Raw genomic sequence first — 13596 nt, forward strand, 5'->3', positions numbered from 1 at the left:
CGCGCCGCGCCTTTTGCTGTCCTATAATCGTCCCATGCGTGCTTTGAACCGTTTTTCCCGCCTGCTGTTCGTCGCCTGCCTGGCCACGACACCCGCCATACTTGTGCCGTGGCATGCTGCCCACGCACAGGACGCCGATGATGCTGAGGCGCAGCAAGAGGCTGAGGACTCTGCAAAAAAATCAGAAGCGCGCAAAGCTGCCAAGCGCGCTGCTCCGCCATCCGCGTTGCCGGGTGCTGACGGTTCGGACGAAGACGCCGGTCACGCCCGCGTAGACGTCAACCCTACAACAGCCCTCTTTGACGCGATTAACCGCGGCTCGCTCAACGCCGCAAAAGAAGCTTTGAACCGTGGTGCCGATATGGGCGCACGCAACGTGCTAGATCAAACGCCGCTCGACATGGCGATTGACCTAAACCGCAACGACATCATGTTCCTGCTTCTTTCAATGCGTACTTACAACCCTGAGGGTCGCCTCAATACCAACTTGTCCGATAGTGGCATTGATGACAGCTCCGGCACGCCGCACATGACAATCGGCGGTTCTGCTACAATGGTGCGTCCGGGCAAGGGCGGGAAATCCGCCAAGTCAACGTCCCCGTATGATACGCGCGGCGGTACGCCCGATACATCAATCGGCTTTTTGGGCTTCGGTAATCGTTAAAAAGCGCTGTATGTTCTGCTGGAATATTATCACTTCAGCAGAACATTTATTTTGCCTCTGATTTACCCGACAGCAGCCCGCAACGTGGCGCTCTCCTGACGCAGAACATCAAGCTGCATCCATTCACCTTCCCGCTCAAAGTACCAGAACGTCCAACCATTACAGGATGGCGCATTCGTCAGCATTGCGCCAAGCTTGTGAATAGACCCGCGCTGATTCCCTGAGACGAGCGTTCCGTCAGGTGAAACCGTTGCCGTCAAACGCTGCTGCCGGTCGTGCAATACTGTGCCAGCTGGCAAGATGCCCGTTTCAACAAAACTACCAAACGGCACACGCGGCAAATCGCGCTTAGCAGGCGTAATCGCCTGATGCTCAGAAGCCAAAGGCACTTCTTGCGCAGCTCTTTCTCGTGCGGCTTTGACATAGTCCGGGTGGCGTTCAATCCCGATATATCTGCGCCCCAACCGTTTCGCTACCGCAGGGGTCGTGCCGCTGCCACAAAACGGGTCCAAGACCATATCGCCCGAATTCGTTGACGCAACCAATACGCGGTGCAGCAAGCTCTCCGGCTTCTGAGTTGGATGAAGCTTCAAACCATGCTCATTCTTCAGGCGCTCATGACCTGTGCAAATTGGCAAATACCAATCCGAGCGCATCTGCAAGTCATCGTTCAGCGCCTTCATCGCTTGGTAGTTGAAGCGATAGCGGCTTTGAGGGCTACGAGCGGCCCAAATCAAAGTTTCATGCGCGTTCGTGAAGCGGCGTCCGCGAAAATTCGGCATCGGATTGGATTTCCGCCAAACGATGTCGTTCAGTATCCAAAAGCCTAAATCTTGAAGAATAGCACCGAGGCGGAAAATATTATGATAAGAGCCAATAACCCAAATCGTACCATCCTTGTGCAGGACACGCCGCGCTTCAGTCAGCCATTCACGCGTGAAATGGTCATAGGCCTCATAATCTGAAAATTTATCCCAAGCGTCGTCGACACCATCCACCACAGTCTCATCTGGGCGACGCAATTCACCACGTAATTGCAGGTTATATGGTGGGTCAGCAAAGACACAGTCCACACTTCCATCCGCCAAGCCGCGCATTGTTTCAACGCACTCACCACGGATGATTTCATCCACAGGACGTCCTTTTGGGCTGTTCTTCATGCTGCCATTTCCCCTGCTTCACCTGAAATCATATTTGCGGCCTCTACCATGGCCCGTATTGGCGCAAATCCACGCCGGTGGTGCGGCGTTACACCGTAATTTTTAAGACCATTTTTGTGTATTGCTGTGCCGTATCCTGCATTATGCTCCCAGCCATAAGCGCTGTAGCGTTCCGCCAAACGGACCATCAGCCGATCACGCACAACTTTTGCTAAGATTGATGCCGCAGCGATGGACAAGCTGATGCCATCTCCACCAATCACCATTTTGACTGGGCATGGCATCTGCGGTGCATGCTTGCCATCAACCAATGCTAAATCTGGCAAGCGCCCAAGGCGCTTAACAGCACGGCGCATGGCAAGGTGGCATGCCTGCGAGATATTGATGCTTTCAATTTCTGCAACGGATGCAGCACCAAGCCCGTAGGTCACATTCGGTGAACGGCAAAGTTCTGCATAAGCGGCATCACGCCGGCGCGCTGTCAGCTTCTTGGAATCATCCAGCATCTGGCACAGCGCATCTGAAGGAGCACTCTGAAAAATAACAGCGGCGGCAACAACCGGACCAGCTAGAGGCCCACGTCCGACTTCGTCGACCCCAGCGACGACGCCCCCATGCGCAGCTTCTAGTAAAAAATCCGGCATTCTTCCTCCCGCTCCCTCATCAACACATCTGCGAATCGAGAACCGTTTTGAATCATGCCGAATCGAAAGAAAAGAAAAAAATGCCGTTTATGGAATTTTTTCTAGAGTCAAGGTTTTTGAATCACACTTTTGAGCTAGAGCGTCTCTTGCTCATCGCTATCTGAGTTTTCCCCGGAAGTCGTTGTGCTCTGCGCATGAACAGCTTGATGTTTAGACATATGCAGGTGCTGGCTGTAGCTGATCGCGCTTTCAGCGGCCCCTACAAGAAACAGACCAATGCTCACCCACATTAAAACTTTCCCGCGCCCTAAAACGCGCCGTCTTGCCCAGCAATACCCAGGGTAGAACAGCCACCACCAAGCCGTCGGCGGCGCGTAACCACCGCCTCTCAGCGCAGAGCGGTCTGCGATGAAGGCCGATATAGAAAGTGCCAAAATCAGCAAACTGAAAAACAGGTTGAACACTGCGTTGCTGACCATGAAGGCGGAATGTAGCAAAGCCCAGACGAAAACAACCTGGTTCGCCAGAAACGGCCCTAAAATATACACCCAAGCCCATGTGTCCGTAACATACGCAGCGTTTTCAGCGCCCGTATGCCCAGCGCTAAAGATGATGCCAGCCTCAGCAGCAGGGCGCCACTGCTCGCCAAACCCTTCACGCCAAACAAGAGTTTGCGGGGTAATCGTCCCTAACGACGCTAAGTGCTTTAACTGTTCTGTCGTAATCGGGCCGACTTGCTGCCCTTCAAATGCGTAATACCATTTCATAATAAAAAAGCCTCCCGGATCGCTCCGGAAGGCTTTTAGCACATTCACACTAGGGTCGGGGAGCCTGATCAGGCTTTACGACCAAAGGCCAGCGCCCCAATCACAATGCCAACGAACACAGCAACCACGACAGAGATCAATGGACGATCCTGCACGAATGCTGTCGCTGCTTCGAGCTTGGTTTCGCCTTCGTCATAAAGGTCAGCAAATTCTTGCTGTGCCAAACCAGAAACCTGATCGAACTTACCTTCTGCCTGCTTGGACGCATCACCCGTCAAGCCGCCGACAGCGTCCTTGACCTTGCCCTTGGCTTCGTCGAGCAGACCTTCAGCTTTGGTTGTTGTTGTGTCTGTCATGTCATGCACTCCAGTGAAAAATCATGATTCGGCTCGTTATCTCAACGAGCGACAGAATCACAGGTTGCAGTTTTCTTATGCGCCTCTTTTGAAAATCACGCAAAAGGCTCTATGGTTGAAACGAAGTGTTACCGATCATTGCGCATTAACACAGTCGTACAAACCTGAACAGGATTTAAGGTCTTGTCATGGCACGACCGAGTAACGTGCAGTATAGAATTTTTATATAGAACGAAATTAAGGGGCTGCCCTTCAGCAGCAACGATACAAGAAAGATATCAGAGTTATGGATGACCAGACGGCCGAACAGAACGACCGCCTCAACAGCAGCCATCTTAACGCCGGGGATGCTCCCCCACCAAAAAAGAAAAAAGGAGCTTTGAGATGGATCGTACGAATAATCGTTGTCTTGATCATCCTTCTCATTGCTTTTGCTGTTCTGCGTCCCAACAAACATAATTTCCAGCACCGCCCCGGCGCCCCGACAAACAACGCTGGCGGCATGGCAGATAACAGCAACGTCACCCCCGTTGCCGTGACGACTGTTCGTCGTGGTGATATGCCAATCGTCCTGCAAACAACCGGTACCGTTGTTCCCATCACCAACGTGACAATCACCCCCCGCGTTACCGGCCACATCCTTGACGTTTACTATCAAGAGGGTCAGTTCGTTCATAAAGGTGACGAGCTTGAACTGATTGATCCACGGCCATACGAAGCTGCTTTAGGACAAGCCCGGGGTACACTCGCCGCAGATACTGCACAGCTCGAACGCGCACGCGTCGATAACGCACGTTACCAAAAGCTTATCCGCCAGAATTCAACCTCAGCCATGACAGCGCGTGACCAAGAATTCACCGTTCAGCAGCTTGAGGGAACCGTCGCGCTCGACCAAGCGAATGTCCGCACAGCCGAGCTTAACGTAATGTATTGCCACATCACAGCACCCGTTGACGGACGCGTCGGTATCCGTGTTCTGGATAAAGGCAACTACGTCTCCGCTGGGCAATCAGGCGGCTTGACCATTCTTACACAAATGCAGCCTATTTCCGTGATTCTTGCCGTGCCGCAACGCTCACTCGGCCATGTTGCAGAGCGTCTGCACAGCGCAGGTCAACTCACAGTCGAAGCATGGGACAGCGACAACCTGCGCAACATCGCTACCGGCACCGTTAAGGCACTGGATAGCCAAATCGATACAGCGACTGGTGTCGTCCGTATGCGTGCAATTTTTGACAATCAAGACGAACGCCTCTTCCCGAACCAATTCGTCAATCCACACCTGCTTATCGACACGCAACACGATGTGCTGCTGGTCCCCGACAACGCAATCCAAACCGGCCCCAATGGTCAGTTTGTCTATGTTGTTCAACCCGACATGACCGTCAGCGAGACACCTGTCCAGATTGGTGCTGCGGACATCAACCAAACCGTCATTCTCAGCGGCGTCAAAGAAGGTGATCGCGTCGTTACAGATGGTGTGAACCACCTGCGGCCCGGCGCCAAAGTCTCCATCCCGGCAGACACAGCCCATACCAAGGCAGGGGCAGAAGCTGGCTCTACCGCTGGCACATCAGCCCACACTCATCGCCATAACTGAACACCGTCCCATGACCGTCTCTCGGGGAAATGACCGCTCGTGAATCCGTCCCGCCTGTTTATCGAACGCCCGGTGGCAACCAGCCTCCTGATGTTCGCCATTCTGCTGAGCGGTTTGCTCGGTTTCCACTTCCTTCCGGTATCAGCCCTACCTCAGGTTGAATACCCAACGATTACGGTCTCGACCTTCTACCCCGGCGCGGGGCCAGATGTCATGGCCACCTCCGTGACAGCCCCGCTGGAGACACAGCTGGGCGAGATGTCCGGCCTGCAGCAGATGTCCTCCCAATCTTCGGGCGGGGCATCTGTCATTACGCTTCGTTTTGGCCTCGACATGTCCATGGACATTGCTGAGCAAGAAGTTCAGGCAGCCATTAACAACGCCAACTCACTGCTCCCGACAGACCTGCCGGCCCCCCCTATCTACGCAAAGGTCAACCCGGCTGATACCCCAGTCCTGACCCTTGGCATTACCTCAAAGGTCCTGCCCCTCCCTGAGGTCGAAGACTACGTCAACACCCGCCTTGAGCAAAAGGTCAGCCAAATTTCCGGCGTGGGCCTAGTTTCCCTCTCGGGTGGCAATCGCAAGGCGTATCGTATTCAGGTTAACATTCCAAAGTTGACCTCTTACGGCATCGCTATCGATACGCTGCGTACAATTATTGGCACGGTCAACATCAACTCCCCGACCGGAACATTTGACGGCCCAAAACGCGCAACAACGCTGCGCATCGACGGTCAGATTTCCTCCGTTGGGCAATTAATGGATCAGGTCATCGCTTATCAGAACGATGGTCCTATTCGCCTGAGGGACGTTGCTAAAGTCGTCGAAGGCGCAGAAAATACGCAGCTTGCCGCATGGTCCAATACGACCCCAGCGCTGATTCTAAATATCCAGCGACAGCCCGGCGCAAACGTTATCTCAGTCGTCGATAACGTTCTGCGTGTTCTTCCGCAGCTTAAGCGCGACCTTCCTCCCGGTATCGACATCACTCCTCTGACCAACCGCACAACCACCATCCGTGCCTCCGTAGCGGATGTCGGTGTCGAGCTTGGCCTAGCGATGCTGCTCGTCGTCGGGGTGATTTTTATTTTCCTGCGGAATATCCCCGCAACGATCATTCCAAGCCTCTCCGTGCCTCTCTCGCTCGTTGGCACGCTCGCAGCCATGTATTTGCTGGGCTTTTCGCTCGACAACCTGTCGCTCATGTCGCTCACCATCGCCACGGGCTTTGTCGTGGACGATGCGATTGTCGTCATTGAAAACATAGCGCGCTATATCGAAGCAGGCGAAGACCGCTACACAGCTGCCCTTAAAGGGGCTGGAGAGATTGGTTTCACCATCATCTCCCTTACGGTTTCTCTTATTGCCGTACTTATTCCGCTGCTCTTCATGCAAGACGTCGTCGGGCGTTTGTTCCATGAATTTGCGATGACACTTTCTATCACCATCATTATCTCAGCCGTGGTCTCCATCACGCTGGTCCCCATGATGTGTGCACGCATCCTGACCGACACACATGCCCCTTCAAAAAACCACGGCTTCTGGGGGCGCCTGTCGGATAAAACCGAACGCGGCATTAACATTCTCATTGAAGGTTACGGCCGCTGGCTCGATGTGGTTCTGCGCTTTCGTGGGCTCACATTACTCGCCACGCTGGGAACAGTCGTGCTGACCGGCATACTTGCCATGGCCATCCCTAAGGGGTTCTTCCCCACTCAAGATACCGGGGTTATTCAGGGCATTTCCGTCATGCCCCAAACCATCTCGTTCGATGGTATGCGTGTGCGGCAAGCTGAAGTTGGCCGCGCCATTCTTCAAGACCCAGACGTCGCGAGCATTTCCTCTTTCATCGGCATTGACGGGCAAAACATGACCCTGAATGTCGGTCGCTTCCTGATTAACCTGAAACCACGTGAGCAACGGACATCAAGCCTGCAAGCCACGCTGGACCGCCTCACTCGTGAAGGCTCACAAGTTGCAGGGGCACATCTCTACACCCAGCCCATTCAGGATCTATCCCTTGATACGTCCGTCTCAGCAACACAGTACCAGTTCATTCTAGAGAACCCAGATTACGATACGTTCCAAACCTGGGTCCCCAAATTCCTGACGGCCCTGCAAAAAGAGCCAGCCCTCTCTGACGTCACCTCCGACCTACAGGCCGAAGGGCTCACGGCTCAGGTCACGCTCGACCGGACAACAGGCGCGCGCTACTCCATTACACCGCAAACCGTCGACAACCTGTTGTATGACAGCTTTGGCCAACGCCAGATCAGCACAATCTATACCCAGTCCAACCAGTACCGGGTAATTTTAGAGGCTGATCCGGCCCTCCAGACCGACATCAACTCGCTCAACCGCCTCTACCTGCCCGGCATTTCCTCTGAAGCAGGCGGCAGCACCTCAGGCCCAACGCGTCAGCCAACATCTGGCCTCGTTCCCCTCAATCAGGTCGTCACGGTCACGCACCGCTTCATGCCCTTGTTGATCAGCCATTACGGACAATTCCCCTCCGCCACCGTTTCGTTCAACGTCGCGGCTGGCCACTCTCTGGGCGATGCGACCGATGCTATTCAGCGCGTTGAAAAAAGCCTCAACCTACCCCCCGCTTTCCAAACGGCCTTCCAAGGAACAGCCGCTGCCTTCCAAAACTCTCTCGGTAATGAAGTCTGGCTCGTCGTAGCGGCCTTGGTCGCAGTCTATATCGTTCTCGGTATTCTCTATGAGAGCTTCATCCACCCAGTAACCATTTTGTCGACCCTCCCATCAGCAGCCATCGGCGCGCTCGTCGGGTTGGACCTCTTTGGCATGCCCCTAGATGTGATGGGCATTATCGGTATTGTTCTGCTGATCGGTATCGTGAAGAAAAACGCGATCATGATGATCGACTTCGCACTTGAGGCAGAGCGCGCCGACGGCAACTCCCCACTTGAGGCGATCCGCCGCGCGGCACTCCTGCGTTTTCGCCCTATTCTGATGACCACTCTCGCCGCACTTTTTGGCGCCCTACCCCTAATGTTCGGCACCGGTGTCGGTTCTGAGCTTCGTCAGCCTCTGGGCGTAACCATCGTGTGCGGCCTTATGCTCTCGCAGGTTCTGACGCTCTTCACGACGCCTGTCATTTATCTTTTCATGGATAAGCTCGGCCGACGGATCAATGCCGCTGTCTCCAAAACCAGCAGCAATCACCCACAGGCACCACATCAGGCACCACTGTGAACCTTATCCATCTCTTCGTTTCACGACCAATCGGCACGACGCTACTAACACTGGCAATCCTAATCGGGGGGGTACTGGGGTACCTCAACCTCCCCGTCGCGGACCTTCCAAACGTAGACTTCCCTGTCATCGTCGTAACGGCAAACCAACCCGGCGGCTCCCCAGCCGAAATCGCGAGTACAGTCGCCGCACCACTGGAGCGCCACCTCGGGGCCATATCTGGCGTCACGGAAATGACGTCTCAGTCCATGGTCAACCAAACGCGTATTACTCTGCAGTTTGATCTCTCGCGCGACATTAACGGTGCTGCGCGCGATGTCGCTTCGGCGCTGCAAGGCGCACGACAAGACCTCCCCACCACACTGAGAAGTAACCCTTCCTATAACAAGGCCAACTCGAACGGTCCGCCCGTCATGGCCTTTGCGCTGACTTCAACGACACACACACCAGAAGCTCTCTACGACTACGCCAGCAACGTACTGGTCCAACAACTCAGCCAAGTCGACGGGGTCGGGGAAGTCGACATACGCGGCAGTGCTTTGCCCGCAGTGCGGGTTGACCTTAGCCCATTCCAATTGTTCCATTACGGTATCGGTTTTGAAGATATCCGCGCAGCTCTCGCTTCTGCCAATGCCCACACCCCAAAAGGGTTCATTGACGCACAAGGGCAGCGCCTCACGCTTGCCACCAACGACCAAGCGATAAAAGCCGCTGAATACCAAGACCTCATCATTGCTTACCGCAACGCCCTCCCCGTGCGCCTGTCTGACGTTGCCTCCATTACCGACAGTGTCGAAGATATTCGCCAAGCGGGTTTTTTTAACGGGCAACGCGCCATCATCTGCACGGTCTTCTCTCAGGGCGGAGCCAATGTTATCCACACAGTGGACAGCATCCACCAACGCCTTGAAGCTATTCGTGCCACATTACCCGGTGACACACAGCTTCACCTGCTGATCGACCGCTCAAAGACAATTCGTTCTTCTTTGAACGAAACGAAACAGACACTGATCATTGCGGTCGTCTTGGTCATCGGTGTGGTGCTGCTCTTCCTTCGCAGCGGGTCCGCCATTCTTGTCCCGGCAATTGTTGTACCCGTCTCGATCATTGGTACGTTCGGGGCCATGCTGTTGCTGAATTACCAGCTCGACAACATGTCCCTCATGGCTCTGACCATCGCTACGGGCTTTGTCGTGGACGATGCCATCGTCGTTTTGGAAAATATTACCCGCTACATGGAAATGGGCCACACGCGCATAAAAGCCGCCATCCTCGGCACCAGTGAAGTTGCCTTCACGGTCCTGTCCATTACCGTGTCACTTGTTGTTGTGTTTGCGCCAATCTTCCTGATGGGCGGCATCACGGGCAGGCTCTTTCATGAATTTGCGATGACTATGGTGGTGACACTCGGCATTTCCCTTGTGTTGTCTTTGACCCTGACCCCCATGCTCAGTGCACTGGTTCTAAACACCCATACCAAAACCCCCAAAACTGGCTTTCTATCCCGCATCAGCCAAATTCTGGAAAACGCCCTGAACGGTATTACCAGCGGTTATGCAGCGTCGCTCGGCTGGTGTTTCCGACACCAACGGCTTGTTGCTCTCTCCCTTCCGGCCACCATCATCTTGGCCGGCATCCTGTTCGTTCGGATGCCTAAAGGGTTCTTCCCGTCGGAAGATACCGGGCAAATCATGGGCCGCGTCGTCGCTGATCAATCAATTTCTTTCCATGCCCTGCAAATGGCCACAGCCCGAGCAATGCGCAGCATCGCAGCGGACCCGGACGTGGAGGGCGTCATGGGTGGACTTGGGGGGCGCTCCTCCAACTCCGCCAACGTGTTTATTGGGCTCAAACCCAAAAGCGAACGTCAGGATAGCCTTCCCGAGACCATCGCCCGCATCACCCGCCATTTCGGGCAGCACCCCAGCGCGCAGTTGCGTCTAATGGCACCAGGCAGTGTTCGCATGGGGGCTCGTAGCGGTGACGGAGCCTACCAATACACCCTGAAAGCAAACTCAGCTGAAGAGTTGTTTACATGGGTACCGCGTATCACGGCAGCGCTCTCGCATATCCCTTCCATTATGGATGTCTCCTCCGATGCCGAGCAAGGCGGCCAAGCCATTGCAATCTCCCTCGACCGGGACACAGAAGCACGCTACGGCATCACCCCTCAGCTGATTTCGAACGCTCTATACGATGCTTTCGGCCAGCGAGCTGCTTCCGTCATGTACAAAACTCTTAATCAGTACCGCGTCGTTATGGGGGTCGCACCAGATTACATGACCTCGCCCAGCATGCTGAACCAAATGTGGGTCAGCGTCGCGGGCGGCACAGCAGCCGGGGGCGTGTCTTCCAACAACATACGTGTTCGCTTTGGAACAAGCACAACTTTATCCCAAAGCGAGCGCTCCTACCTCAACTCTCAAGCCAACGCCCTCGCCGGGGGGAAAAGTGCCTCTTCAGGCGCAGCTGTTACGACAAGCGCAGAAACGATGGTTCCCCTCATGAACGTCGCGCGCCAACGTCTTACCAACACAGCTTTGACCATCAACCATGACGGTCAATCCGTCGCCGTAACAATATCCTTCAATTTAGCGCCCGGCGCGGCTCTTGGGCCAACTGTCACCGCTATCGACGCCGCCATGGCAGAGCTGCATGTCCCTCCCACAATTCAGGGCGGATTTGCCGGTAATGCCGCCGCTTTTCAAAAATCAACGAGTGATGAACCGCTGCTTATCCTTGCAGCTCTCGCTGCGGTCTACATCGTGCTTGGTGTTCTCTACGAAAGCCTCATCCACCCGCTGACTATTTTATCAACGCTACCATCAGCCGGTGTTGGCGCTTTGGTTGCCTTACGAGTTGCCGGAGAAGAATTCTCGTTGATGGCTATGATCGGCGTCATTCTGCTGATTGGCATCGTCAAAAAGAACGCCATCATGCTGGTCGATTTTGCGCTAGATGCCCAACGTAAAGGTGCAACGGCCATGGAGGCTATCCACCAAGCAAGCCTCCTGCGCTTCCGCCCGATCCTGATGACATCTCTTGCTGCCGCCCTCGGAGCACTGCCACTGATTTTAGGAAATGGCTACGGCAGCGAGCTCCGCCACCCACTTGGTATCGCCATACTTGGCGGCCTCATGGTGAGCCAATTGCTCACTTTATACACCACACCAATTGTTTTCCTTATTCTCGAGCGTTTGGGCGGATGGATAAAAACATTGCCAAAGCGCCTTTTTTCCCTCCTGCACCTTACACTCCACCGGGAGCACCATACGCCATGAATTTAAATCGTTTCTCTTCTTTGCGCGCAATTTTGCTTGGCACTATGGCCGTTCCCGCTCTCAGTGGGTGCATGGTTGGGCCCGACTACAAACGCCCGCAGGCTATTATCGCACCACAGTTTAAAGAAGCTCCCCCGCCTGCAGGCTGGACAAAAACACGACCAGACTTAGCCCTTTTCCCCAAAGGAGACTGGTGGACGATCTTCAACGACCCCACTTTAAACGACCTCGAAAACAGGATCGCGACGTCCAACCAAAGCTTAAAAGAATACGAAGCTCAGTACCGTAAAGCAGCCAGCACGATTGATTCAGTCCGTGCGCAGCTTTACCCGACGCTCAGCGGTTCGTTTAGCTTCAACCGTAACAGCGCAAGTTCCAGCACGAACAACACGTGGGCTACCGGGCCATCCGCCAGTTGGACTATCGACGTATGGGGCCGTATCCGTCGCCAGGTCGAACAACAGGTCGCTGCAACACAGGCAGATGCCGCATTAGTGGCAGCCATGCGCCTGTCCTACCAATTACAATTGGCACAAGATTATTTTGATCTGCGCTACCAAGACAGCCTTATTGATCTTTATACCAACAATGTTGGCCTCTACACACGCAACCTGCAAATCGTCGAGAACCAGCTTGAGGCTGGCGTTGCAGACCCGACCGCGGCCCTGCAAGCGCGCTATCAGCTTGAATCGACTCAGGCAAGCCTAGCCAATGCCCATGTTGCTCGCGCCCAGTATGAGCACGCCATTGCTATCTTAACCGGTCGCACACCTTCAGAAGTCAGCATCCCATCGGCGCCGCTTCCTAAAATCCTGCCCCCTGCCCCGGTAGCGCTGCCCTCAACGCTTCTGGAACGCCGCCCTGACGTCGCGCAGGCTGAGCGCAACATGGAGGCATATAATGCTGCAATCGGCTATGCTATCGGCGCTTATTACCCTGAAGTTTCCCTCTCGGCGAGCTACGGCTATAGCGGCAATCCAATCCAGCAATTAATTCAGACGGCCACGCGCACATGGGGGCTAGGCGCAGCCGCCACTGAGACCATTTTCAATGGCGGGGCACGTACCGCCGCTGTCCGCAGCGCCGAGGCCGATTACGACAACGCAGTCGCCACATATCGTCAGACTGTCCTCGCAGCAATCCAAGACACTGAAGACCAGATGTCAAACCTTCATTATCTCGATCAACAGTTAACTATGCAGAACAAAGCACTTGCCACCGCTCAGGATGCTGTCCGCGTTTCGACAAACGAATATCTGGCAGGTACCCAAATCTACACCACCGTCATCACCTCTGAACAAACCGCATTGCAGTATGAGCAAACACAACTGAGCATCCGCCAGCAGCAATTCTTGGCTGAGGTCAAACTCCTCACAGATCTGGGTGGCGGCTGGAATTCTACATCGGTCCCCAGCAAAGATTCTCTGCAAACGGATAATCCGCTTCTGCCGTCCTTCATCCAAAAAGATAAAAACGGCGTCCGTCCTGCACAGTAAGGACTGGAGCTAAATGGCAATAAAAAAGGCGGCCCTTGGGCCGCCTTTTTCGTAACTATCTCTTCGTCTCAGAGTGCGGAAATTCCAGCCAATCCAAGAACGATCACCAAGACAGTCAGGACAATAAACACAACAAACAAGAACTTAGCGATTCCTGCCGTTGCTTCCGAAATACCAGTGAAACCAAAAAAGCCTGCTACTAAAGAAATCAGGAAAAAGATTATCGCCCATTTCAACATGACAAACACCTCATCAGAAAAGATCCTTAGAGGCTGAACGTCAGGATTACTCAGAAGTTTTCTTTCTTGACCACACAAAGCGCCCAATCAGCATACCCACACCCGCTGCGACTAACAGCCACAACCACGGTTGATCTACCACCAAATCCTCAATTAAAGCGCCACTT

General features: G+C 54.3%; 10 protein-coding genes. 5 read left to right on the forward strand and 5 right to left on the reverse strand.

The features are described 5' to 3' along the window. The first annotated feature begins 34 nt into the window (after window positions 1-34). Entirely contained in the window at window positions 35-664 is a 630-nt protein-coding gene (locus D5366_RS01595) for an ankyrin repeat domain-containing protein (RefSeq protein WP_141493750.1), read from the forward strand. A 62-nt stretch (window positions 665-726) separates the two neighbouring features. Here D5366_RS01595 and D5366_RS01600 read toward each other — a convergent pair whose 3' ends face one another. The 4 genes from D5366_RS01600 to D5366_RS01615 all read right to left on the reverse strand — a co-directional run bounded on the left by D5366_RS01600 (window position 727) and on the right by D5366_RS01615 (window position 3591). Next, on the reverse strand, window positions 727-1824 hold the full coding sequence (locus D5366_RS01600; protein WP_141492012.1) for a site-specific DNA-methyltransferase: 1098 nt from the start codon (window positions 1822-1824) through the stop codon (window positions 727-729). Continuing rightward, window positions 1821-2468: a ribonuclease HII gene (locus tag D5366_RS01605; protein ID WP_141492013.1), complete on the reverse strand. Its 648-nt coding sequence runs from the start codon at window positions 2466-2468 to the stop codon at window positions 1821-1823. The genes D5366_RS01600 and D5366_RS01605 overlap by 4 nt, the downstream gene beginning before the upstream one ends. Before the next feature lie 134 nt (window positions 2469-2602). Then, complete coding sequence (locus D5366_RS01610) at window positions 2603-3235, reverse strand: DUF4339 domain-containing protein (protein ID WP_141492014.1); 633 nt, start codon at window positions 3233-3235, stop codon at window positions 2603-2605. A 68-nt stretch (window positions 3236-3303) separates the two neighbouring features. Next, a complete protein-coding gene (locus tag D5366_RS01615) occupies window positions 3304-3591 on the reverse strand; it encodes a CsbD family protein (RefSeq protein ID WP_141492015.1) in 288 nt (95 codons plus the stop codon). Window positions 3592-3877: 286 nt separating this feature from the next. Here D5366_RS01615 and D5366_RS01620 point away from each other — a divergent pair, with 286 nt between their 5' ends. The 4 genes from D5366_RS01620 to D5366_RS01635 are packed head-to-tail and all read left to right on the forward strand — an operon-like array spanning window position 3878 to window position 13190. Further along, window positions 3878-5191 (forward strand): efflux RND transporter periplasmic adaptor subunit, encoded by a 1314-nt coding sequence (locus tag D5366_RS01620; RefSeq protein WP_141492016.1) that lies wholly within the window; start codon window positions 3878-3880, stop codon window positions 5189-5191. Between the two features lie 39 nt (window positions 5192-5230). Beyond that, entirely contained in the window at window positions 5231-8413 is a 3183-nt protein-coding gene (locus D5366_RS01625) for an efflux RND transporter permease subunit (protein ID WP_141492017.1), read from the forward strand. Then, window positions 8410-11694 (forward strand): efflux RND transporter permease subunit, encoded by a 3285-nt coding sequence (locus tag D5366_RS01630; RefSeq protein WP_141492018.1) that lies wholly within the window; start codon window positions 8410-8412, stop codon window positions 11692-11694. The genes D5366_RS01625 and D5366_RS01630 overlap by 4 nt, the downstream gene beginning before the upstream one ends. Beyond that, complete coding sequence (locus D5366_RS01635; RefSeq protein WP_141492019.1) at window positions 11691-13190, forward strand: efflux transporter outer membrane subunit; 1500 nt, start codon at window positions 11691-11693, stop codon at window positions 13188-13190. Before D5366_RS01630 ends, D5366_RS01635 begins: the two co-directional genes overlap by 4 nt. A gap of 68 nt (window positions 13191-13258) precedes the next feature. On the opposite strand, the gene D5366_RS01640 is transcribed toward D5366_RS01635, so the two are convergent. Then, on the reverse strand, window positions 13259-13429 hold the full coding sequence (locus D5366_RS01640; RefSeq protein ID WP_141492020.1) for a DUF1328 domain-containing protein: 171 nt from the start codon (window positions 13427-13429) through the stop codon (window positions 13259-13261). Between the last annotated feature and the right edge of the window lie 167 nt (window positions 13430-13596).

It is taken from the genome of Neokomagataea tanensis, from assembly GCF_006542335.1.
Taxonomy (GTDB): Bacteria; Pseudomonadota; Alphaproteobacteria; order Acetobacterales; family Acetobacteraceae; genus Gluconobacter; species Gluconobacter tanensis.